The sequence below is a fragment of the Listeria aquatica genome, from assembly GCF_014223975.1.
Lineage (GTDB): Bacteria > Bacillota > Bacilli > Lactobacillales > Listeriaceae > Listeria > Listeria aquatica.
This window is the reverse complement of record NZ_JAARRM010000001.1, coordinates 720,977-745,453: the sequence shown is the minus strand read 5'-3', so window position 1 is coordinate 745,453 and position 24,477 is coordinate 720,977. Positions and strand designations below refer to the sequence as shown.

At 38.1% G+C, this 24,477-nt stretch carries 23 protein-coding genes and 1 tRNA gene; 2 read left to right on the top strand and 22 right to left on the bottom strand.

The features are described 5' to 3' along the window. Positions 1-11: 11 nt before the first annotated feature. The 5 genes from HB912_RS03700 to HB912_RS03680 form a co-directional block, all read right to left on the bottom strand. Complete coding sequence (locus HB912_RS03700) at positions 12-1,004, bottom strand: phosphotriesterase family protein (RefSeq protein ID WP_185372250.1); 993 nt, start codon at positions 1,002-1,004, stop codon at positions 12-14. A 58-nt stretch (positions 1,005-1,062) separates the two neighbouring features. Continuing rightward, positions 1,063-2,361: a PTS ascorbate transporter subunit IIC gene (locus HB912_RS03695; RefSeq protein WP_036074114.1), complete on the bottom strand. Its 1,299-nt coding sequence runs from the start codon at positions 2,359-2,361 to the stop codon at positions 1,063-1,065. A gap of 26 nt (positions 2,362-2,387) precedes the next feature. Next, a complete protein-coding gene (locus HB912_RS03690; RefSeq protein WP_036074117.1) occupies positions 2,388-2,651 on the bottom strand; it encodes a PTS sugar transporter subunit IIB in 264 nt (87 codons plus the stop codon). After that, positions 2,648-3,088, bottom strand: a complete 441-nt coding sequence (locus tag HB912_RS03685) for a PTS sugar transporter subunit IIA (RefSeq protein ID WP_036074118.1) — start codon at positions 3,086-3,088, stop codon at positions 2,648-2,650. The genes HB912_RS03690 and HB912_RS03685 overlap by 4 nt, the downstream gene beginning before the upstream one ends. 144 nt (positions 3,089-3,232) lie before the next feature. Further along, positions 3,233-5,290, bottom strand: coding sequence for a PTS sugar transporter subunit IIA (locus tag HB912_RS03680; protein ID WP_185372249.1), 2,058 nt, complete (start codon positions 5,288-5,290; stop codon positions 3,233-3,235). A 398-nt stretch (positions 5,291-5,688) separates the two neighbouring features. Here HB912_RS03680 and HB912_RS03675 point away from each other — a divergent pair, with 398 nt between their 5' ends. Continuing rightward, positions 5,689-6,903 carry a multidrug effflux MFS transporter gene (locus tag HB912_RS03675; protein WP_185372248.1) on the top strand — a complete coding sequence of 405 codons (1,215 nt, stop codon included), beginning with the start codon at positions 5,689-5,691 and terminating at the stop codon, positions 6,901-6,903. Between the two features lie 239 nt (positions 6,904-7,142). On the opposite strand, the gene HB912_RS03670 is transcribed toward HB912_RS03675, so the two are convergent. The 17 genes from HB912_RS03670 to racE form a co-directional block, all read right to left on the bottom strand. Then, positions 7,143-10,199, bottom strand: coding sequence for a type I restriction endonuclease subunit R (locus tag HB912_RS03670; RefSeq protein ID WP_185372247.1), 3,057 nt, complete (start codon positions 10,197-10,199; stop codon positions 7,143-7,145). A 28-nt stretch (positions 10,200-10,227) separates the two neighbouring features. Beyond that, positions 10,228-11,436 carry a restriction endonuclease subunit S gene (locus HB912_RS03665; protein WP_185372246.1) on the bottom strand — a complete coding sequence of 403 codons (1,209 nt, stop codon included), beginning with the start codon at positions 11,434-11,436 and terminating at the stop codon, positions 10,228-10,230. Further along, entirely contained in the window at positions 11,429-13,051 is a 1,623-nt protein-coding gene (locus HB912_RS03660; protein WP_185372245.1) for a type I restriction-modification system subunit M, read from the bottom strand. The genes HB912_RS03665 and HB912_RS03660 overlap by 8 nt, the downstream gene beginning before the upstream one ends. A gap of 492 nt (positions 13,052-13,543) precedes the next feature. Then, entirely contained in the window at positions 13,544-13,852 is a 309-nt protein-coding gene (locus HB912_RS03655) for a DUF3116 family protein (protein WP_185372244.1), read from the bottom strand. A 932-nt stretch (positions 13,853-14,784) separates the two neighbouring features. Then, a complete protein-coding gene (locus tag HB912_RS03650; RefSeq protein WP_244964410.1) occupies positions 14,785-15,405 on the bottom strand; it encodes a hypothetical protein in 621 nt (206 codons plus the stop codon). 823 nt (positions 15,406-16,228) lie between these two features. Further along, positions 16,229-16,417 carry a hypothetical protein gene (locus HB912_RS03645; protein WP_185372243.1) on the bottom strand — a complete coding sequence of 63 codons (189 nt, stop codon included), beginning with the start codon at positions 16,415-16,417 and terminating at the stop codon, positions 16,229-16,231. 282 nt (positions 16,418-16,699) lie between these two features. After that, the gene (locus tag HB912_RS03640) at positions 16,700-17,161 is read right to left on the bottom strand and encodes a hypothetical protein (protein WP_185372242.1); all 462 of its coding nucleotides are present in this window, start codon (positions 17,159-17,161) and stop codon (positions 16,700-16,702) included. Between the two features lie 492 nt (positions 17,162-17,653). Beyond that, the gene (locus HB912_RS03635) at positions 17,654-17,917 is read right to left on the bottom strand and encodes a hypothetical protein (RefSeq protein WP_185372241.1); all 264 of its coding nucleotides are present in this window, start codon (positions 17,915-17,917) and stop codon (positions 17,654-17,656) included. 11 nt (positions 17,918-17,928) lie between these two features. Then, positions 17,929-18,246, bottom strand: a complete 318-nt coding sequence (locus HB912_RS03630) for a hypothetical protein (protein ID WP_185372240.1) — start codon at positions 18,244-18,246, stop codon at positions 17,929-17,931. A 15-nt stretch (positions 18,247-18,261) separates the two neighbouring features. Continuing rightward, positions 18,262-19,497 (bottom strand): lipase, encoded by a 1,236-nt coding sequence (locus tag HB912_RS03625; RefSeq protein ID WP_185372239.1) that lies wholly within the window; start codon positions 19,495-19,497, stop codon positions 18,262-18,264. Continuing rightward, positions 19,494-19,880 (bottom strand): hypothetical protein, encoded by a 387-nt coding sequence (locus HB912_RS03620; protein ID WP_185372238.1) that lies wholly within the window; start codon positions 19,878-19,880, stop codon positions 19,494-19,496. Before HB912_RS03620 ends, HB912_RS03625 begins: the two co-directional genes overlap by 4 nt. 76 nt (positions 19,881-19,956) lie before the next feature. Continuing rightward, the gene (locus tag HB912_RS03615; protein ID WP_036071587.1) at positions 19,957-20,250 is read right to left on the bottom strand and encodes a WXG100 family type VII secretion target; all 294 of its coding nucleotides are present in this window, start codon (positions 20,248-20,250) and stop codon (positions 19,957-19,959) included. A 681-nt stretch (positions 20,251-20,931) separates the two neighbouring features. Continuing rightward, a tRNA-Arg gene (locus HB912_RS03610) sits at positions 20,932-21,005 on the bottom strand. A gap of 102 nt (positions 21,006-21,107) precedes the next feature. Further along, on the bottom strand, positions 21,108-21,629 hold the full coding sequence (locus HB912_RS03605; RefSeq protein WP_036072624.1) for a metallophosphoesterase: 522 nt from the start codon (positions 21,627-21,629) through the stop codon (positions 21,108-21,110). Positions 21,630-21,670: 41 nt separating this feature from the next. Continuing rightward, on the bottom strand, positions 21,671-22,276 hold the full coding sequence (locus HB912_RS03600) for an XTP/dITP diphosphatase (protein WP_185372237.1): 606 nt from the start codon (positions 22,274-22,276) through the stop codon (positions 21,671-21,673). Between the two features lie 2 nt (positions 22,277-22,278). Further along, entirely contained in the window at positions 22,279-23,028 is a 750-nt protein-coding gene (gene rph / locus HB912_RS03595; RefSeq protein WP_185372236.1) for a ribonuclease PH, read from the bottom strand. Beyond that, on the bottom strand, positions 23,025-23,846 hold the full coding sequence (gene racE, locus HB912_RS03590) for a glutamate racemase (protein WP_185372235.1): 822 nt from the start codon (positions 23,844-23,846) through the stop codon (positions 23,025-23,027). The genes rph and racE overlap by 4 nt, the downstream gene beginning before the upstream one ends. A gap of 152 nt (positions 23,847-23,998) precedes the next feature. Between racE and HB912_RS03585 the strand changes: the two genes are divergently transcribed. After that, positions 23,999-24,463 carry a YslB family protein gene (locus HB912_RS03585; RefSeq protein WP_036072628.1) on the top strand — a complete coding sequence of 155 codons (465 nt, stop codon included), beginning with the start codon at positions 23,999-24,001 and terminating at the stop codon, positions 24,461-24,463. The last annotated feature ends 14 nt before the right edge of the window (positions 24,464-24,477 follow it).

Here is a 24,477-nt window from a genome sequence, read left to right as displayed (position 1 = left end):
TTGCTTCCTCCTTATTTTTTAAATGTAAAACATCGAGCCGGGTTATCTACGAAGAATTTTTGAATCAAGCTTTCTCCATCAAATCCATTTTGATTTGCTTCGTGGGTAAAGCGGGGTACCCATTTTTTCTTGATATACTCAAGCCCTGGTCCAAAATCATAGTGTTTGTAGTATGTTTTACGTGCGGTATCTCCACTCACAAGAATTTGGTCTTCATAACCTTTTTGAACGAGGTTTAAGATGGCAGCAATGCGTGCGCTTTCAGGTGCATATTTGATTTTAGCAATCCCATCAAAGGATAAGAAGGCACCTGTTTTCGCTACTTGTTCATGATAATAAAGATCTAAATTCCGGTCCATATGACCAATCGAAAGGTATTCAAGCGGAACACCTTCTTCTTTTAAAATTTCAATTTGTTCAAGTGCCATTGTTCCTGCTTCTGTATGCGAATGAACGGGTGCTTTCGTTTCATGATGGGCACGTGCCACAGCGCGAATCGTTTTTTCTTCAAGCGGTGTAATTCGGTTATAGCCCGTTCCAAACTTGACTTGTCCCGCTTTAAAACTCGTTCCTTCAAGACCTTCTTCAACTTCTCGCACGACAAATTCTGTCAACTCGGAAATGGAAGCTGCTTCGATCCAGTCGTAGTAAGTCTCATAATTCCCAACTAATTGCTTAAGTTCTGGCTTCATTTTTCCTGTCCAAAGAAAGCTCTTATTAAAGCCCGCTGTTCCAACAATTTGTACGCCTGTTTCTTTCGAAATTTCTGCTACTTCGCTCACATGACGACCGTAATCGACGGCGGTTGCATCAACGATTGTCTTTCCACCTAGGTTTTTAAAATCTTGCACATCCAGTTGTGACTTTTCTTTATCATCGAGCAAAAGATCATCTTCCCCTTTTTCTTGCCAAAAAGATGGGGTACAAACAATATGCTCGTGTGAATAGGTAAATCCTAGTTCTTCTGGTTTAATGTCTCCAAAAAAAGTACGAATATAGCTCATTTTTGCTTCCTTCCTTTCAAAAAACCTCTTCACGAAATGGCGGAAGAGGTTTTTGTTATTAAAAAATCAGTTTCGCCAACATACTAATGATTGGACCCAATATGAACATGTCACTATCAGCCGCCCACATCGCTGTATCCGGGACAGTCGTGTTTATGAAGAAAGTTACCATCAAATATTGTCCCCAAGCGACGACGGTTGCGGTTAAGAATCCACCAATCAAGGCACCACGTACGCCACCGGTTGAATTTCCGAACACGCCGGCAACAGCTCCGTGGAAAAAGAGTACAATCATCGTTGGTACAAAGACATAACCAACTGTGTTTCCGAGAACAACAAGCCAAATGATCGCTCCGACAAAGGCTCCAAGGAACCCTATAATAACGGAGTTTGCCGCATAGGGATACACAATTGGCGCATCCAGTGCTGGTTTTGCCCCGGGTACAAGTTTAGTCGCAATTCCATTAAAAGCTGGTACAATTTCGCCAATAAACATCCGAACCCCTACTAAAACAACGGCGATCCCAGCTGCGAATGTAAAGGACTGAACAATACTGTAAACGATAAAGCTTTGGTTTCCTGCTTGTGCAATTAGTTTTTCTGCTCCCGGTGTTTGTTTTACCATCAAGATAATCGCACCAATAAGGAATAAAATCCCCATCGTAAGGGCCGTAATAACATTCGAGTCTCGTAAAAATTCTAGTTTCTTCGGCAATTTGATATGTTCTGCATCATTTTTCTTGTTTCCAAATACTTTCCCAAGCAGTGCAGAAAGAATCGCAACGCTTGCAGATGTATGCCCGAGTGCTACATTATCATTTCCAGTAATTTTGCGTAAAAACGGTTGAACGAGTGCCGGTTGGAAAGTCCAGTAAAGTCCCATAATAACAGCAAGGAAAATGACGAGCGGCCAGAAAGAAACATCGCCACCAGCTGCTTGAACAGTGATTCCTGCAAAGATGGTTGTCGTCCAGAACATCATATGTCCAGTTAAATAGATATATTTGAACGGTGTAAAGCGTGCTAGTAAAACGTTAACTAAGAACCCTAGCGTCATGGCAAGTGTAACTGCACTTCCAAACTCCAAATTGAATTTCTCTTGCCCCAAAAACCCACTAAGTGGCGCAGTTTCAAGGCCGAAAACTTCTTTCCACATTGGCTCAAAAATCCCGAGAGAACCTGTTATGACAGCTGCGCCGGCATTGATAATTAAAAATCCGATAATCGCTTTAAACGTGCCGCTAACAACCTGACTCAAATTTTTCTTTTGGAGAAGTAATCCAAGTAAGACGATAAACCCGAGCAGAATGGCCGGCGTTCCAAAAAAGTTGTCGGCAATCCAAGTAATGATCTCCATTTTTTATCCTCACCCTTTTCTTTTCGTTAAATCGCCCCGCTAAGAGCTTGTTTGATTTCCGCGTTATCAAAGTAATTATTGACAATCACGACTTTTGCGCTTGTTTCACCAAGTGTTTCCGCAAGTTCTTGACTTGTTACAACGATATCCGCAGACATGGATCGTGCTGCTGAAACGTCGATATGTTCCACATCAGCTTCTACTTCCATTTCACGAAGTACATTTTCGACGTTCATCCGTAAAATCAAACTTGTTCCTTGACCTAAACCGCAAACTGTTAAAATTTTCATTTTAATCCCTCCAAAATCGGCCGAATCTCTTCAAAATTTTGAGCCGTCATAAGTCGTTCAATATTTTCATTTTGACTGAGAAGAGCCACAATGTTTTGAATTACTTTCAAATGTTCTTCACTTGATGAAGCGGCTAAGCCAAATACAAGTCTCACCGGATCGTTCGCTTTATGTCCAAAAGAAACACCGCTAGAAAGCGTAACAAGCGAAACCGCCGATTTTTCCACTCCATCGGTTGGTCTTGCGTGGGGAATTGCCACATATGGTGCAATCACAAAGTAAGCCCCATTTTCATGGTAAGATTCAACCATTTTTTCTATATAGTTTTCACTGACATAGCCCTTTCTTTGAAGCAATGTTCCCGAAAGCCGGATCGCTTCGTCTGCATTTTCTGCAGTTTGATTGAATGACAGTAAATCTTGGCTTAAAAATGACATCGTTTCTTCATCCCTTCTTGCTAATTGATAGCGCTATCAACCTCTTACAACTCTTATTATAGAGAGAAAGCGCTTTATAAAGAAGTCCAATTCTTTTCTTTTAGAAAGTGCAAAAAGTAGACACTAAAAAACAAGCTGAGCAAGTCAGCTTGTTTTCTCCTGGATAAAATGTGCTACTTGCTTAGCATCAGGATATTGCTCGATAAAAGTGAGAAACGCATGCTTCATAATTAATTCCGTTAATTCACTAAGCGCATTAATATGCGTATAGGAATCAATCGAAGAAAGCACAATTAAAAGTTTAACCTGATCCTTTGATTTCTCGGAAAAAGCAACCGGTTCATCGAGCAAAAGTAAACTCATTCCCACACGGAAAGCCCCATCCGTCGGGGCCGCGTGCGGTAACGCCACTCCAGGTGAAATCACAACATAAGGGCCGAGCGTTTCAATCCCTGTGATCATGGCATTTGCATAGCTCTGCGAAATATAGCCTTCTTCAAGAAGCGGCTTTGCAGCAAGCTGAATTGCTTCTTGCCAACTTGGCACGTTTTCTTTAAACTGAATGCGCTTAGCTGGGAGCAAATCGGAAAGCTCTGGTGAAACTTCGCTCACATCATCAAGTGCATTTTGGAACAAAATCGTTTTTAAATTTTGCGCAAGCGCCTCGCGATTTTCCACTTTTGCATATTGATCAATCACATCTAGCACACTTGCAAGCATCCGTGCATCCGAATCACGCTGAGCCACGTGCGGCATAATTTCTTTTAGAAGCTGTTCTTTTTGCGGTTCCGTTAAAATCGGACTCACGATAAAAGAAGGAATATCCGTGAGTACTGGAAGCGTCGCAACAATAAAATCTGGTCGATAAGCCTTTTTCTCAAATTCTCTCAAAGAAATCGGCTCCAAAATTTCAATTTGTCGATCTGTAAAAAGCTGCTTTAACTGGCGCTCGATCATCCGCGAAGTGCCAACACCTTTTGAGCAGACAATCAATAATTTTTTACGTTCCACGAGCACACTCTTTTTGCGTGATAAGAAACCACCAAATAAAATCGCAACATAAGCAATTTCATCTTCTGGAAGAGGCTTTTCTAACAGCTCCGCAAACGGCTCCATCACTTTCCGAGTAATCTCATAAACCTCAGCATATTGCGATTTAATATCTGATCGAAGCGGATTAATCCACTCGATCCCAAATAGAATCCGGTAATATGCTGGCTCTAGGTGCAAAAGCAAATCACGCCTTAGCCGCTCATGATCCTCAAAATTCACACAAGCAAGCCGTTCAAATTCCGCGATCATCTTCTTCACAGCCACTTTCAAATGCCTCGCCACCTCAGAATCTCCTGAAAGTCGATTAGCCCCTAAGAGCAGTCGTTCAAGAAACGCGAGTTCCGCTTCATTCCAGGCTACAAAACGCGGCATTCTGCGGTAAATTTCCTGCGCCCACTTTGTTTGATCGACAAGCTTCCCTTCCAAAACATGTCCTTGCTGCATGCGAAAGCTAAAAAAGCTAACAATCAAACTGAGCCTAGCTACAACTTCATCCGTATAGCGCATCTCAAAAAGCTTTTCCAGCGTAACAATCGCGCGAATTGCTTCATTTTCCAATCGCAAAAAATCCGCGTCATAATGAGGCGCTTTCGTTCGGAGTAAATTTTTCATCTCCATTTCCGATTCAAAAGCTGGGCTATTCAAACAATGTCGCAAGAAAAATTGACGAATTTGCGCTTCATCGCCCACGATTTCATTTCCATTCTTCCTACTGTATAAAAGTCGGAGCCCTGCCTCACTAAGCTCTGCTTTAATCTGCTTCAAATCTTGCAGCGTAGTATTCCGGCTCACTCCGTTCGCCTTTGAAAGTGTTTCTTCAACCACACGCGCATCCGTAGCAAGTAAAAAAAGAAGTATCCGTACTTTCCGTTCGGCCATAGTAAAATCAACGTTGTTTGTATCATGATTTTCGATTAATCGTAGAATTTCTTTCTTTTCGTCTTCTGGCACATAATAGCCTTGCCTGCGTACCATCTGAATACCACTAAAGCCAACCTGTTCCAGTTCAAAGTTCGTTTTTTCAATCTCATATTGTAAGGTTCGTTTCGAAATTCCTAGTACTTCTTGTAATTTTTGTGGAGCTATATAGCCGCGATTTTCAAGTAAATAATGTAGCAACTTAATTTTTCGAATATCAAATTGAATCACTTTCATCAAACTCCCTCGAATCTCATTTTTCAACTTTCACACATAATGAAACCCTTTTCAAAGTTGGCCATTAATCCTAGCATAGTGGAAGTGGAAAGACCTGTCAAACTGAGGTTTTTGTAAAATAAAAAAGCACCCGTTAGAGCATGATCATTCTCAAGTAAAAGAAAAAAACAAATAAAGAGCCCCTATTCTTTATGAGGAGATGAAATTTTTATAAGAATAAATCAAATAGTAATTTTGCTATTTTTTTAATCGATGATATAATAAACGCTTAGATTAAAAAAGGAGGTGCTGTTATAATTTTTTATTCATGGATTAAAATTATGATTCCGCCGTTTCCCTTCAAAGGATGTTTTTTTCATACTTAACAAATAATTAATTTAAGGAAGATTATAATGAAAAAAACATCCCAAAAAAATAATAATAAAATAAGTTTACCTTTATTGGTCTGTTTAGTAGGTTTCCCTCAGCTAAGCGAAACTATCTATACACCTTCATTAACTGAGATTGCCCTAAAATTCAGTACCACTCTCAATATTTCTCAAATGACTCTGAGTATTTACTTTCTAGCCTTTGCCATCGGAGTAGTGTTTTGGGGGATTGGTTCAGATTACTTTGGACGAAGGAAGGCAATGAATTTTGGAATATTTGTCTATATAGTTGGTAGCATTCTTTGTCTTATAGCAAATAACATAGTCCTACTATTTATCGGTAGATTTATTCAAGCCTTCGGTGCAAGTACTGGATCAGTCACTACTCAGACCATTTTAAGAGATAGCTATACTGGAACAGAACGGCATCAAATGTTTGCTAAAATATCAGCTGTTTTGGCATTCTCCCCTGCGCTTGGTCCTCTTATAGGTGGGATTGTCACACAATTTTATGGTTTCCGCGTCGTCTTTTTTGTGCTAGTGGTTATGGGGATGCTTTTGCTTTATTTTAGTTTGAAGAATTTACCAGAAACGGCAAGTGATACGCAAGCTAACCTTAATTTATATAGTATGTTTAGGATTGCTAAAGAAATGATCTTAGACCCTCATACTGTAATTTTTGGTTTACTTATTGGCTTATTTAATGGGATCATCTTTAGCTATTATTCAGAAGCACCTGGAATTTTTATTGATACATTTCATTTTACACAAAGTCAATATGGATTTATGGGATGCGTCGTTGCATCAGCAACCATGATTGGGGCGTGGCTATCTAGTAAATCATTAAAAAAGAGAAATGCCATGCAGACAATTAAGGAAGGACTCGTTGTATCATTTATCTCAGTATTATTTTTGATAGCAACTGTGTTTATACGATTGAGCACTACAAGTGAGCTGCTATTATATATATTGGGGATATTTTGCTTACTTGTTGGGATTGGAATATCATTGCCAAACAGTTTAAGTTTAGCACTTATTCATTTTCCAAAAACTGCAGGTACGTCAGGAGCTTTTTTAAGTTTAGGATATTATCTGATTGTCAGTCTTTGTACATTTATAATTGGAGTAATCCACACAGGTTCATTGCTTATCTTTCCAATATTTTGTGCGATCATTCTTGTTATAGCGCTAATATTCGTATATTCCCTAAAAAATAAAAACGCGATGGATAATCAATAATTTAAAAAAGGCAAGATCCCTAAATTCTATAGGGATCTTGCCTTTTAATTTATCTTAATGATTCCCAAAAAGACACATAAAGCTTCGCTATTCATTTCTTAAAAGGAAAATGCATCTACTATTTTCAAAAATAGCCGTGTACAATGCGTCCCGTTTTAAATTTCAACATTCCTATTCTAGCCTTAAATCTAATCTTTTGAAATTCTTGGAAGACTAACTATATTTCTACTTCTAGAACCTTACTCTCTTCGTCGTAGCGGTAAAATTTCTTTTTCCACCACATCTTTTAAATCTAATCGAGCTGCTTTCCAGTACTTCAATTTCGGTAGAGGATTTTCTGTTTTCTTTTTATAGGCATCAAAATCAGCTGTTTCTCGTAGCTCCGTTTCACCAACTTGTCGCTCGCGACTTGCTTTATAAGTGTTCACCACATAGGCTGTTTCGGCCTCACTCACGCACCATTTTTCTGCAAATTCCTTCACAACTTCATACTGGGTTTCTTGTATCTTCTCTTCAAGCAAAGTCGATACATTTTTATCACGATACGCTTCTGGATTTTCCTGAATCTCATCCCAAATTTCTTGCATCAAATCTGCAAGCTTGGCGTTATTTTTCCGCAAGTTCGCAATATATTCATCTATTTCCGAAAACACCTTATCATGACGCTTCAAGACTGCATCATCTTCCTCGCCACTTGTTGGAACCAGAGCTTGAATGAGCGTCAAAATATATTCATAATTGATTTCTTCCGTTCGCACCGATTCGAGTTCATACGCAATATCAATTGCAGGATCCGGCTCATCCGAATCATTCGTTTTTTTCAACATCTCAAGCGCATTCACATATTCTCCATTAAAGGCTTCAATTTCCTCAGGCGTGATCGGAAAGACCGTGCCCATTTGGCTTTCATTAAAGTCCATATACACCTGCACAGCCGCATACGTCCGGTCAAGCTGCTGAAAAGCCTTCACAAATTTCTTTAATTCCGCTTCATTTAGAGCCTTTACTTTTTCAGGAACCTCAGCCACCCTACGTAGTTCTTGAATCGCTTCTAAAAATTCTCCCGTTGCCTCTTCGAAATTTGGGGCGAGAACAACATCCTCTCCGCCGTTTGAATAGAGCACAAGTGCCTCATTCACCTTCTCGCGGAATAAGTCCGGCGTTTGGAAAGTCACGATTTGCCCAAATTTTTTCGCCTTATCAAACAACCGGTTTGTCCTTGAAAACGCCTGAATCAAATCATGCGCCTTTGCCGGAGCCCGGTCGATAAATAAAGTTGACAAACACGGCGCATCAAATCCTGTAAGGAGCCTGTCGACAACAATCACAAGGTCCAGTTGCTCCGAACGCGGTAAAAATTTTTCTTTCTTCCGCGCAAGTCGCTCATTCACTTCACCGTTGTAATCATTCAGTTTTTCCATCGTGTGCGCTGTTCCAAACTCCTGATTATAATCCTTGATCGCCTGCTTCATCTTTTCCTGATTCACAATCGAAGTCTCTTCATTTTCAGAAACCGAGTACGTGATGGCTACTTTGGGGAAATCGGGGAGAACACGCTTTGTCGCTTCATCAATCTTCACATCCGCCTCACCCGCCTTGACCAATTGAAACAGGTCATAGTAACGCTTAGCTTGGGCAATAGACGATGTCGTTAAAATCGCATCATACGTTTTCCCAACACCATTTTGAAACCCTAATTTTTTGCGCGACTTGTTCACAATCGAATCAATCACCTTGAGCATATGCTTGTCCTCTTCAAAAACCGCTTTCGGTAACATCTTTTCTTTTTGAATCGTCTCAAGCGTGTCAACATCAAAATCAGGATCTGAAAGGATTGCTCTTACGGCTTCATCAAGCTGTTCCTCAGGGATCGTCGTTTTATACTCTGTTAAAAATTCTAAAACCGCCTTATCATGAATCGCTTCCTTCACCGTATAAGTATGCAGTTCTTCCCCGTATTGCTGTTTCGTTGTTCTTGGTAGATCTCCAAGAACTTGTTTATTGCTTTCTGCAAAAATTGGTGTCCCAGTGAAGCCGTACCAAAGTGATTTTACAAAGAACCGTTCAAGTTCTCGTTTTTTCGCTGGACTTACAGCGCGATGACACTCATCGACAATAAACGCTAATTTCAGTTTTCTTAATTTATCATATTTGGAAGAATCTTCTTTCCCTGCAAAACGGTGCATCACATAATTCAGTTTTTGAATCGTCGTAACCACGACTTGACGATCTTTTGAAAGCAATTTTTTCACTAGGTCATTTACATTTTCCGTTTTATCGATTGCAATAATATCGTTTTCGGAATAGGACTGAAATGCAGTTGCCGTTTGATTATCCAAATCTTTTCGGTCGATAATGAAAATGGTTTTATCAATCGAAGCCGATTGTAATAAATTTCTAGCGACTTTGTACGAGGTTAACGTCTTCCCAGAACCCGTTGTATGCCAGACGTAACCTGAAACTTGCTTAGCGAAGGCAGTCTTCACGGCTTCAATCGCATGAATTTGATACGGTCGAAGTAAGATCAAGCTTTTCTTTTTATTATCAATGACCGTGTAGTGAGTAACCATTTTGTGCGCCATCGGAATCGAAAGAACGTCGTTTGCAAACTCTAAGTAGTCATTCACCGAGTTGTTCTTTTGATCGACCCATCGTGAGAGAAACTTTTCATTCAGCTTCGTATCGATCGCCGAGGCAATATAGCGTGTATCCGTGCCGTTTGAGACGACGAACATTTGGAGTGTCGAGTAGATACCGGTGAATTTTCCTTCTTTTAAATATTTTTTGATTTGACGAAAAGCATCCATATAAGGGTGAGCACGACTTTTTAGCTCGATATGAATCATTGGTAGCCCGTTAATGAGGAGCGTGACATCAAAACGCCGATCCTTATCCTGTATGTCTAGCTTTGGCATCTCGACTTGATTCACCACTTCATAAGAAGAACTACCACCTGCAATATCTTCCCGACAAATCACCTGCAGACGAATCGTCCCGAGCGTGGCATCTTCACGCTGAACTTGAACCTTGGCAATACCATTTTCCCCAGCAAGCCATTTTGCAGCCTCGTAGAAATTAGGGAAATTCAGTTGGTTTTGAATTTGCTTAAATTCTTGTGCCGTAAGTGGAATCCCTTTTAAAACAGCCTGATTATTCGCTTCAAGTTTTTGTTTAAAGTTCTGCCAAAGAGCCTCCTCCGTGCGAAGGTCCTTTCGGTACGTCCATTGTGATTCCCCGCTTACGAGCCTATCGATCAAAGCATCTTCGAGAAACCTTTCCGCTGTCACTTGTGCCATATGCTCCACCCCATTTTGTTAGTTCTGTTTAGATAAACATTTTTTGTAAGAATGCTTGTTTCGTTTTTTTGAGATTTTCTAATTGCCGTTCTTGGAGAGCGATAGTATCATCGAGTTTTTTTAAAAAGTTACCGATTTGAGTTTGTTCTTCAATATTTTCTGGTAGCAGTACCAAAATTTCTCCCATAACATTATTCATTAACTTCGGATTCCCAACTTGAGAGACATACTTCCAAGCAATCCGATTTAATGCTTCAGCAACAAATTTGTTGGCATATCCTTCACTAGAAAGTAGAACACCATTAACATTAGTACTATAAAATTTTCCTTCACGGAAATTTACCGTACCTGCATTTGCTCCATCAGTTGTCCAAGTAACTGCTGTATCAAATAAATAATCCTTATAGTAGCCCATTAATCCATTATTTTTAGTTTGAGATGAATAAACTGGATAAGGCATCTCCTTAGTTTGTTTTTCAACCGTTTTATTCGTAGCTAATACTTGACCTCGAGTAATTGTAAAGAGTTCTGACACCTTTCTATTTTTCCAAAAGCTTGTAAACCCATCAAACCGAATTTCCGGAACTTGCTCCCCATTTTTCGGAAACATTTTTTGCAAAAAGCCTTTTTTACTTTTCTTGAGATTTTCTAGCTTACGCTGATGAAGTGTAATGAGGTTGTCAAGTCCTCTAAAAAATGATCCAATTTTCTGCTGTTCTTTCAACTCTTTTGGAACTATCACTTTGAAATGTGATAAAGATTTTTGGCTAACTCCCTTAGCTGTACCACCACTTGATAATGAAGTTAAGTCATAAAAAGCTTTAGGAGTTCTTAATAAAACAGCAAGAAAGTTGTCTGTCATTTTTTTCGCTCTTACCTTAAACGCGATTGTTCTCTGACTTAATATATATCCTTGATCATCAGGGACTTGTGCTACATTACCCATGGGAGCTTCAGTAGTGAACAATACTTGTCCTTTATGCAAATCTTGTCCGTTCATCCATTTATCATATAAGTTTTGGTCTCCATAATGGGCATCTGCTTTTGAATCAATAAATCCATTTTTAACGTTTAATGCAGATAAAGCTAAATAACCATTGTCACTCCAATCGAGTCCTAGCTTTTTTGGTGTTTTGCCGCGAAAATCAATCGTATTTTCGATACTATCAAAGAACTTACGCAGCTCCCAATCCTCCGTAAACCCTTCAAACCGAATTTCCGGCACCTTCCTATTCATGCCGCACACCTCCTTGCACCTCTTCACCATTCAAAACCCGCATAAATTGATCAAGCTCCTGCTGTGCTTCCGCCGTTAGTCCTGTCAAACCTTGCGCCATCTGAGCTAGCTCCATTTTTGCTTCCGCCAACTCCCGCTCGATTTCTGCAGATTCCTCCGCCACTTCCGCAAGCGAAATTGGCTCCTCCTCTTCAAACGTATCCACGTAACGCGGAATATTTAAATTAAAATCATTTTCCACAATCTCATCAAAACCCGCCAAATACGCATACTTCTCTACATTTTCCCGTTCCCGGTAAGCCTTCAAAATCGCCTCAATATGGCGTTCCTCTAGCACATTCTGATTTTTCCCCTTCGTAAAATCGTTCGACGCATCAATAAACAACACGTCCCGATTCGCACGATCTTTTTTTAGGACAATCACCGTCGTAGGAATACTTGTATTAAAGAAAATGTTCGCTGGCAAACCGATGACCGTATCAATCGCCCCGTTTTCAAGCAAAACCTTTCGAATCTTCCCTTCCGCGGCACCTCGGAATAAAACCCCGTGCGGCAACACAATCGCCATCACGCCACTATCTTTCAAATGATAATATCCATGTAAAAGAAACGCGAAATCCGCTTTGGACTTTGGCGCAAGTACCCCATATTTCGAAAAACGTGCATCATGCTTAAAGCCATCAGCCGCCGACCATTTCGCGCTATAAGGTGGATTCATTAACACCGCTTCAAAATTCGTTGGCTCATCCTTCGGCCAGTCCTCATCGAGTGTATCCCCGTTGTTCAAATGCTGATTCGCAATATCGACCCCATGCAAAATCATATTCATTCGCGCTAAATTATACGTAGAAGTATTTAGTTCCTGCCCGTAATAGCTAATTGTTCCGGATTCATTAGAAATTTTCTTCGCATTTAAAAGCAGCGATCCTGAACCCATCGTCGGGTCGTAAACGCTGAAACCTTTTTGATTTTCTTTTCCAGCTAAAACGATGTGCGTCATCAAATTGGAAATCGCTTGTGGCGTGTAAAATTCGCCTGCTTTTTTGCCTGATTCTGATGCAAACTGTCCAATCAGATATTCATACGCATCTCCGAGTGCATCGCCTTCATGCGCAATGTCCATCGTGTCAAGCTCTGTCATCACTTCGGAAATCGTTTGGTTCTGCTTTTGCGGTGTTGCCCCTAGTTTTTTCGAGTATAAATCAACATCTTCAAAAAGGTTTTCAAACAATTCATCGCTTTGTTCAATATTCCGGAAGCCTTGAGCTAAATCTTCTAGCTGGAACTCCCCACGATTGACCGATTCTACAAGTGCAGTAAAAGTCAAATCTGGCTCAAGAGCATACGAATAATCATATTTTAATTCACCAATTAAATCTTCTTTTAAACCCGCATCTTGAAAAGCCTTTGAATAAATTTGTTGTGCTTCCATTAAATCTGCAGGTTTTTCCTCCAGCAGTTCCGCCGCATGATAAAGCATTGTATCCGATAAATATTTGTAAAAAACAAGACCTAATAAATAATTTTTGTATTCGTTGGCGTCCATTTTCGAACGTAAAATATCAGCGCTATTCCATAACGTTTGGAATAGTGTTTTTGAATTCTTTTCACTCATTCGTTTCTTCCTCTTCTCTTCCTACATAGTCATCTTTATTTTACTATAAATTCTTCTTTTTTTCCTCCTTAAAATTTATTTCTATAAGGAGGCTCTCAGTTTTTATCTAGATTAATTTTAAAACAATCAAACTATGTATCCCGATTTTTTTAGTCAGATAAACAGAAATCCCTATGGTATGCAATCTACCATTATAAATAGTTTCAACATATTACTACTACTAAACTTCTCTTACTTGGGCTGTTTTCTTTGGCTACAACTATCCAATTGTCCGCCTACACAAATAGCCGCCATCAACATTGATCTTTGCCAGTTTAGACATTCCCATCACTATTCTTTTCTAATTTGGTAGTAGTAACCCTATTTTTGTGGCGATTAGCATCTTCCACCATAAATATTAGTACTTCATTCGCATTAGTTACTGACATAGACTAAAAAGAAGCGTCTTTTTAGTCTCCCACCACAACTAACCCCATCCTCTTTTCTATCTAGTCATTCTTTGAAGTTATTTTCACTCCTCATTAAAAGATAGGATAAACCGATAAACACTTCTTCCTGATATTCTTTTAAATAGGTGTCATGCCAAGCTTGGCCTCGTTTAGTTAAGCAGTATTCGTGCTCATTCCCAGGCAAGCGATATACATATTTTTTAGCCTCTAACCAATACAAAGTCGTTAAGAATTGATTCTTTGTTAGTCTTTTCAATCCTTTAGACTTTCCCAAAAACCAATTGAAACAAAATACCTCATCCTGCAGTAGTTCCAATACCATTTCTTTTTCTTTTCGACTTGGCTCTTCCATTTATACTCCCCTCAAATTCATCTCAAATTTATCGGGGTAGTCTTGGTATCAACTAAAAAGCGCTTCCAATAAGTTTCAAAAAAAAACAGCCTGTCAATTTTAGAAGACCGTTTCAGTGAGTGTGATGTAGCTCGGTTTATTCAAAAACATTTTTCTAAAAATACTCAAAAAAGTACGATCTCTTGAAGTAATTTCATTGTAACACAAATAAATAACATCATTTATGAATATTTTGTGAACAAATAAGAATATTTCGCGAATAAGCAAGAGATATAGAGGGGTACACTCGGAAATAATCATCTTCATTTTCTATTCAATAGCTTGGTTGCCCTGTTTTAATCAAAAAAAATCACCTCCTTTGAGTGAAGGAAAAATTAGTTGAACGCATAATTTATGCATATCAAATACTTTCTTTTATTTCGACAAGGAGGAACCACAATTTATATTACCGTATTAGTTGTATTTGAATTTGGTTGTATGGATGAATAGTTGATTAATCAAGGTTATAATATTAAAGTCGTTCAAGAACGATTAAGACATAAAAAATACACTACTACGGCAGACATCTATAGTCATCTGTTAGAAAAGACTGATGTCAAGGGTTCAAAATCCTTTTTAAGAATCTCTGCCCAGTTAAGTAGTAGTGTACCTCCGAAGTTATTGTCCTGAGAGGGATTAATAATAAGTGTTGTTGTAATACGGTTTATAGAGCCAGTGTCACAAAAGTAAAAGCCCCGATTATCAGGGCTTCAGTTCATTCTACTTTTTATTTAAACAATAATTAATCAAAGATTAATCATAGTTGGTACTTTGAAGTTACATAATCAATTTTAGTATACTTTTCAAAAAAACAATTCATTACAATCTTTTTGAAATCACTATACTTTTATGAAAATCAATCATCTTACTTACTAGAGTATCAGTAACACGAACTACCACATTTTTTTTGTTTTAGATGTTTTCTTTATAAGTTTAGTCAGTTTAGCGTTAGAGTAAAAATATGAATCATACTTATAAAACTGGTATCCTTTTGTTCTATATTGCTTTACTCGAACGTATAAAGTTTTTGCTCCTAATGATCTTGCGGCATCAATGATTCCAATAACACCATAGATAGGTCCCACGTATGGCATAAAAGAAAGTATGCCTAGTGCTAAGCTCCTCATATTCCCGCGTGTAGTTGTATTGTACTTATAAGTTTGAACGTATATCCACTTGGATGCACGAGTTGTTGGATTTAATTCCTTATCCCTGTTTTCTTCAGCAGCTACTTCTAATTGCCCATCGACATAAATATCGCCATCAGCGTTTCGCTTAAATTCCTCAACAGTCCCATCTTCTTGAATTATTTTCCCATTACTATTATTTTCTAACTCAATAGTAACAGTTTCCCCCGTTTTTTTATCTTCAATAAGTAATTTATTTCCATTTTTTATAGCAGTCAACGTCTCTCCATCATAAACATTATTAACTTCATTTGCACTTGCTACTGTTGGTACAAGAGATAAAGCGAATAACATAGCGATTGTTAAAATAATGATGCCTTTTTTCATAGTCTCTGCTCCTTTTTTTTTGTAAATAGTTTATGATATAATCTCCAATTTAAAACCGCACCTATTATTAGCAGAATTCCCGCTATCCATATAAAGTGATTGTTAAAATAAACATATGCAATATAGACACCTAAAATGCATAAAATAAAAATCCCAAAAAATAAAGCCACGAGAAACTGTTTCAAATAATCCACCTCCCTAATTTTTACTTTTAAAATTATTTAAATTATTTGTTCTTTTATAGTTCGAGTATAGCATGAAAATATTTTGAAAAACCAAAAATATCGTAAAATGTCTGATTATTGTCGCGAATAACTAAAAATCAATAGATTTTATGTTTTTATGGATTTTAGTAAGAATATTTAATTTTTATTTGTCATAATTTCCATCTTTTAGACACAAAAATGACCCCTCCCAAGAGGGCAAGGCAACAACGAAAAAAAGAACTTCACATATAAGCATAGCTAACACACCTTTATTGTACAATAGCTTTTCCACTTTAGTTACTAAAACTTACAAAGATAGAAGAATCCACGAGACACCGAACAATTATAAAAAAACCCCGACTTTTGTCAGGGCTTTATTCATGTTTTTTTCTTTCTATGTCGATTTATAAAATAGATAGTCATTTCTTGAAGAACAAAATAGGCAAATAAATATGGAGTCATTGTATCAAATCCCCATTTTAAAGAGCATAACACATATACAATAGTCACGATCACCGCTCTAATATAAAACATTCGGCTACCTCTCATATTTCCCCCTTATTTACTGCCAGCCTCAACCTGTTAATAAGTATTTATATCATTTATTCAATCAAAAGTTATTGTTTGTTTTTTGCTTTTTTTCGATCTAACAAATACTTTCCCACTACGCTTACAATAAAAAATAAAATGAGAAAAGACCTAGCGTTATCTATAACTTTACCCATTGACACAAAATATGACGCTATCAATAACACAACAAAAACCATTCCAAAAACAGAAAATGCATCATCAAGTGCTTTTTTCATCATTTCATCTCCCTATTTCTCTATTTTAATTTCGACGTTACTCTAAGAGAGTTGATAACCACAGGAATAGTCACGACTAACCAAATAAACAGACTATAATTTTGCCTTCTGATTGCTTGAACAAAAACAATAATGCTACTAGCTAATGCAAGAATAAGAATACTGTAATTCAACCATTTTTTCATTGTACTTAACACCTACATTCCATAAGCTTTTCCAATTGTTGTGTATGTCTTTTTTAATCCAGTATAATTTGATTTTTTATAAACGAAATATTGCCTCTTAATTTTTTGCATACCCTGCCAATACCACATTTTCACTTTTACATAAGCTTTTTTGTGGTTTTACGGCTTGAACTGCTGCAATTATTACTCCTAGAATTCCAAGCCAAGAACCCCCAACCACTGCAGCGATAGCATATCCAACAGAGGCTGCTGAGGCATAAGCATTTACATTTACTTTATATGTGTGAATGTATTTCCAGGGCGAATATGCTCTTAACATACTATTATTATCAAACTTGTCCGAACTTTCAACTTCAAGGGAAGCAACTTCCTGGCCGTTCTCATATACTGTTTTCTTTCCACTTGCATCTTGTTTTACTTCTAGTATCGATGTCTCCCCAGTTGTTTTGTTTTGGATCGTTCCTTCTGTTAAAGCTTGGTTCCAAATTACAATTTCCATTTCATTTGTTTCTTTATTAAGACTTTCCCACTCCGTCTTAGACTTTTCGACAATTTTCAACGTTTCATTATTTAAAATAACTTGATTCGAATCAGACTGGTTTTTTTGAGCAATCTGTTCTTTTTCCGTTTTACCAACTACCGCAAAACTAGAAACTCCGGGGGCTGCTATTGAAAATATTAGTGAAGTCGATAATGCTACTTTCTTGTTGTCTGTATCATTACTATCTTCCTTTCAGCATTTTAGTTTTTATTACGCCCTGAGTATAGCATGAAAATATTCTGAAAAACCAAAAATGTCGTGAAATGTCTGATTATTATCGCGAATGACTAAAAATCAATAGATTTTATGTTTTTCTGGATTTTAGTAAGAGTATTTAATTTTTATTTGTCATGATTTTCATCTTTTAGACACAAAAATAACCCCGCCTAGGAGGGCAAGGCAACAACAAAAAAGAACTTCATATATAAATATACACGAGACACCGAACAATTATAAAAAAGCCCGACTTTTGTCAGGGCTCGCCAATATCCATTCTGCAAAAATAGGAATTTAAAAGTTTTCTAATATATCTTCTTGTTTCTCAAAGACTTCCGTCACTTTCTTGCCAAAATGTCCTTTTACTGCTTCTTGTAAGTGGCTGCTTGTCTTCGAAACGGATGTTTTCGCCATTTTTATTTCTTCTTTTCCGGTTTTTCGAACTTTCTTGTCGGTCACTTCTCCCGTCCGTCTATTTTGCATGCCCAAGGTTCGGACTTGTATTTTCTGATTGCTTTTCTGAAATTCTTTCAGTAGGTCTTCCAACGCTTCTAGCAACTTGTATCACCTCATTTGTTTCTCTCTATTTGCCGTAATTCTTTATGAAACTGTTCCTCTGCATATTCTGCTTTCTGTCTTACTTCCCGCTGTTTCTCCTGTAAATCCGCACGATAATTCGTTTCCAACTGTTCGATTTCCCTTTGAGCCATTTCTAGAATGTCCGTGCAGTATTCTTCGTTTTGTCGAACCTGGTAGCAAATTGCTTCATAAGTCTGTTGTGCGATTTCTTCCCCTTTTTTCTGAAAACGATGAATAGCCTCTGCTTGCTCCTCAAGTTCTTGCCTTTGTCGCCTGTATTCTGTTCGCAACTCTTCTTCGGTTTTCATCTACGGACCTCCCACTCATCCCAATTGCTGCGCTAATTCGTGATCCTTTTGTTTGAGAGCCTCTATACTTTGTTTGATTTCATTGGCTAAATCGTCAAATTTAGTGCTCATTTTCTTCACTTTATTGATTTTTTTCTGATAAGCTTCACAAGGCTCAATCACTAGTTTTTTCTCCGTACAATCTACGCCTTCTAATTCTGCTAAAATTTCACTTTCTGTGAGCATATCTCCCACTTGGCGTGCTTCTTGTAGCGTCTTTTTCCAGATCTTTTCGACTTTATCCATGCCGTCTTGGTACACTTTTATGACATGTGCTGTGACCGCTTTAAACTCCGCCACGGCTGTTTCTACAACAGCTAATGCTCGACTATCATCTAAATATATTTGTTCATTCGTCGAGATGCCTCCACCACTTGCTTGGAATTTCTTTTGCATTATTTCGAGATCATATAACTTGTCTATGTACTCGGTCATGGCATAGCGTTCTGCTTGTTGGACAATGGCTTCTTGGTTATATTCATTATTGGGTATCTTTAGTTTTCCATCTTTATCAAACGTCCAATTACTTAACTGATGGTAGTCTATCGGATTTAAGTGCGTCCCCATTTCCATACTTACTTTGATTTCTGCACCTGTACCATCACCTCCGAAGTTTCCAAAACCATCTGCACGATTCCGATAATTTACTAACATCCCTGGATTCTCTTTGATCCACTTTTTTGCCTTATCTGATAAAACATTGGAAGGATCTGGACCATTGAATCCTACATTGCGCCACTTATTTTCAGCAGCAATCATTAAAGCCAAATATTCTCCTAAGGAGTGACCCGTTGTTGTGATCATAGAATTGGAATAATCTTTCTTCACTTCAGCAGCAAATTTTTGAGCGGAAATCGCTTGTCCATCAATTTTTGAACCTTTAAATGGATGCATGGGGCTTAGGTCAAGCTTTTTGTTTCCTTGAATAACCGTTTGAAAATCCGTCGCCCGGTCTTTGGCATCAGAAAAGTTTGTTCCTGCGTAAGCAATGACCACTTCTGTCGTGTCCACTTTTCCATTTTTATCAATTGAGGCAACAGCCATGGCTTGCATGCCATTTTCTGAATTATCCTCTACTTTTACAACTTTATAATTTTGAGATAGATTCTTATTTTTTATAATATTACCTTTCTTTAAAGGGACGTCAACCTTTTTTCTATCAACATTGTAGGCCATGTCAGATAAAATTCTATTATCCTGTTCTGTAATCATTTGAAGCCACCTTCGAATTGAATATCAATATTGTCTAAGTCCTTATGCTCATTTACTTTATTCTTTAACTTAAATGAGTCAGGATCATAATAGACACTTATCATATTGTTTTTTATGTTACTAGTATCTTGAAATGTAAAGGTTATTGTATTGTTCTCATTAAGCTTAGCTGAAAGTGTCCAACTTCCAGTCATTTTGTTTTCAGATAGTTTACCAAACTGTATTTTTTTAACACCTTCATAATTTTGTACTATATATAATGCTACTTCTTTTTTTACTTCTTTGCTTTTTTTATTATCCATATATATCTTCCCTCCAACAATTGCTATAACTACAATAATGATGACAATAAGCGAAATAAAAATAATCCAGCCCTTTTTCATCTCATCCCTCCATCTATTTTTCTCTCTTTAGCAAAAGTACCTCTTAAAGTATACAATAAGAGGCACTTTTTTGAAATTAAAATCCAAAGTTTTGAGAAAGTTGTTGATCTTGTTCTTCCACAGCACTGGCTGTTTTTTGAAGTTGTTGTTCAATTTGATCCATCAAGTTCGCAAATTCCGTTACTTTTGGTTTTAACTGATTGAATTGATCGTCAAAACGTGCAAAAGCTTGTCCTTCCCATTCACTACGAAGTTGTTCTTGTGTTTGGGATAAGCGTTGTAACATTTGTTCGATATCCCGTGCGCTCGTTCCGTAAGTTTTCGCACGGTCACGCAATTCTGCTGGGGTCATTCTAATTTGTCCAGACATAACATTCATCTCCTAATTATATATTTTTCTTACAATTGTAATATACCATATTTTAGAAATGAAATTGTGTCAATTTAATGAACTTTTCAGCGATGCCCATACAAAAAGGCCTCACTCTTTAAGTGAGACCCATCTGACTCCTCTTTTGGAACCATTCAAAATAACATACCTCCTCTAAAACCTCGGAAAGTTTTTCCGTTGTTTCGTAATCGCAGTACTCGTCCCTAGCAGAACTTCCATTTTGATGGTTCATCTTTGACTAAAGTCCAAATTTCTCTTACTTTTATCATAATTCCTAGCCGTGCAAAAAACAAGTTTATTCTTTAATGAATCATCAGTAAAAGATGTAAGTAAACCATTCATATGTTGCTGTCCATTTCCTTTATCATTATTTCCTTTATCATTATTTCCTTTATCATTATTGCCTTCTCTTTTTTATTTGTTTTCTATTTTACTAAATGTAATAGCAGAAACAAAACACGTTTCTATATGTACTCATTAGTATGCTGTGACTGAACAACTTGCGTGTTAGCCCTTAGCTCTTAAGATTCCCCAAATCAATCAACCTGAATTTCACGGTCTTTTTCCATTCCAAAAACACAAAAACATCTTATAAACGGTCACAACCAAGATTTCTAAGCTCTAAGACCATTTATAAGATGTTTTCCAATTCATTTCTAACGTCCTGAGAGGGATTCGAACCCCCGACCGACGGCTTAGAAGGCCGTTGCTCTATCCAGCTGAGCTATCAGGACAAATGGCGAACTTTCGAACAGCCAAATACTATTTTATGGTGATTTCCGCATTTTGTCAATGCTTTTTATGCAAGCCAGCTCATAATTTTACAAAAAAACAAGTTAAGCCTTGAAAAGTGGAAAAATCTGCGTCAACTCCGTTAGCTCTTTATCTTGATCGTCCATAAATTTCACCAACACGCCTTCTGGAACACTTTCAATCAGTGCATATGTTTTCACACGAATCGCTCCGCGCGGAAGTGAAATACTGCCCGGATTTAAAACAAGTGCATTATCCATCATTTCTGCCCCTAGTTCATGAGAATGTCCAAAAAAGACAAAATCTGCCTTTAACTCACGTGCCCGGTAACGCAAATTCATCAATGTCATTTTAATATTGTATAAATGACCATGCGTTACAAAAATTCGGTAGCCATCAATATCAAGCACCCGCTCATTTGGAAAATCTGGCCCAAAGTCACAATTCCCGCGTACCGTTTCAAAACCTTGAATCGCCGGATCGTCTTTCGTTAACTCCGAATCTCCACAATGAATGAGTGCATCAACGCTTCCCTCATACTTTTCTTTTAAGTGCATCAAACAGTCACGTTCCGAGTGACTGTCGCTCACAACAACTAGTTTCATTAATTTTCTGCCCCCCAACATGCTTCTCTATTCTCTCATTTTTAGTTGATTTTTTCCAGTACCTTTTCAATATTTTTTCCGAGTTCTTTAATCGCATTTCCCCGGTGACTGATACTGTTTTTTTGTTCAGGTGTAAGATTCGCCATCGTCACCCCAAAATCTGATAGATAGAAAAGCGGATCATAACCAAAACCATTTGCGCCAGAAGGTTCAAAGGCAATTTCTCCTGCACACTCTCCCTCATAATAATCTACTTCTCCAGCTGGAGTCGAAATAGCAAGTGTACAATGGAATTTTGCTGTACGATCCTCTTTTTTTACATTTTTTAACTCTTTAAGTAATTTCTCATTGTTTTTCGCGTCGTTATGTGCCTCTCCTGCATAGCGCGCCGAGTAAACACCAGGTGCCCCGTCAAGTGCGTCTACAACAAGTCCTGAATCATCAGCAAGAACGGTTTTATTTAAAATTTTGGCCACAGTTGTCGCTTTTAACGCTGCATTTTCCTTGAACGTTTTGCCTGTTTCTTCAATTTCCCCGATTTCTGGAAAATCTAACAACGTTAAAATCTTAATATCATGACTCCCTAAAATTTCTTCAAATTCCTTTGCTTTCCCTTTATTTGCAGTTGCAATCACCAATTCACGCATCTTTATTCCCCCTCAATTAAACTCATAATTTCATCACCAAGCTGTGTTTTTTGAAGTTCCACAAGCTGCTTAATGCCAGCTTTTCCAAGTGAAAGAAGTTCCACAAGTTCTTCTTCAGAAAAAGTAGCTTCTTCTCCTGTTCCCTGTAGCTCAACAAATTGACCTGCTCCCGTCATGATTAAGTTCATATCTACGTTAGCAGAACTATCTTCCACATAATTTAAATCAAGTACTGCTGTCTCGTCTTCCAGTATTCCTACACTAATCGCGGCTAGGTAATCTTTGATCGGAAATGTCTCAAAAGGCTTTTCTAAATGCAGACGATAAATTGCTAGGCACATCGCGACAAATGCTCCTGTAATGGAAGCTGTCCGCGTACCTCCATCCGCCTGAATCACATCACAATCAAGCCAAATCGTTCGCTCTCCAAGCGCATCCAAATCAACGACTGCTCGAAGCGCTCTCCCAATTAAGCGCTGAATTTCCATCGTCCGTCCACTAACCTTCCCCTTAGAAGATTCACGAATATTACGAGTTCCCGTTGCCCGTGGAAGCATCGCATATTCAGCAGAGATCCAGCCCTTTCCTTCCCCTCTCATAAATGGAGGTACTTTTTCTTCTACGCTCGCATTACAGATAACTTTCGTCGACCCTGCAGTTATCAAAACCGAGCCTTCCGGATGAATCAAATAATCCTTTTCTATTGTAACAACCCTTAGTTCATTTTTTTCACGTTCATCGAAGCGTTTCATTTTGCTACCTGCCCTTCCTTCTCGCCGAGTGTAATATGTTCGACATCCATTTTCTCAAGCCCAAGCCAATCTTTTGCAATTCCTTCAAAGATTGGTACAGAACCTGTCGTAAAAAACTGATGATGCGTTCCTTCTTCACTTTTTTCGAGAAGATCATGATAATCAAGCAAAGCGCTCACTTCACTCGCCGTTTCTTCACCAGAGTTTATCACTGCCACATCTTCTCCCATAAAATTTTCTATAAGCGGTTTTAAAAGCGGATAATGGGTACATCCTAAAATCAGTGTATCGATTTTGGTACTTTTAAGGGGTAAAAGAGATTCAGCAACCACTTTTTTCGCAATCGGACTCTTATATTCACCCGATTCAACAATAGAAACAAATTTTGGACAAGCAAGTGAATCCACACGAACATGTCGATTAAGCCCTTTAAGCGCTTTCGGATAAGCCATGCTTTGCACCGTTCCAATTGTCCCAAGAACACCCACTTCATTGTTTCGTGTTGCTTTAAGCGCAGCACGTGAACCAGGATGAATGACGCCAATCACAGGTATATCTAGAGTTGCTCGAATTTCTTTTAAAGCAGCGGCTGTTGCCGTGTTACAAGCAATCACAAGCATTTTTATATTGCGATCTACTAAAAACCGTGTCATTTCCCAAGTAAAACGTAGTACCTCTTCTGTATCACGCGGACCATACGGACAACGTGCAGTATCTCCTAAATAAAAAATTTCTTCATGCGGCAATTGTTTTAAGACTTCCTTTACAACGGTAAGTCCCCCAACGCCTGAATCTATAAATCCTATCGCTCGTTTCACGATCTCGCCTCTATTTCTTTTTAAATCTATCGTTTCCATTTTCTTATTTTTTCTAACTTTTCGCAAGTATTTTCGTTATTTTCTTAGATTCTATTTTATTTTACCGCACTTTTTCGTTATAATGAGAAAAGAGAAAGCGGGGTTGTACGTTAATGACAGAAGAAATAAATCAAGAAACATCTACTCAACCAGAAAAAAAACTGGTACCAAGTTTTGGAGTTGAGCTTTTCCGTGATTATTTACTGCCGGATTTACTTGGCGAAGAATCGCCCCATATTTTTTACTGGGCTGGAAAAGATTTAGCTCGCAAATTTCCACTGACTTCTTTTGAAGAAATCCAAGACTTTTTCGAAGAAGCCTCGTTTGGCACAATCGAAGTCGTCAAGGAGAAAAAAGAAGAGCTGCAAATCCTGCTTTACGGACCAGCCGTTGAAACACGCTTTGATTTGCAAGGTGAGCCTTCTTTCAAACTAGAAGCTGGATTTATCGCTGAACAAATTCAAGCCCAAAACGGTTATTATGCCGAAGCTTATGATGAAATCAATAAGCGCAAAAAAGAAGCTCTGCTCGTCATTAAATGGGATTTAAAAGAATCCACCGATTACAAGGATTACTAATAAGCTAGCTGAAA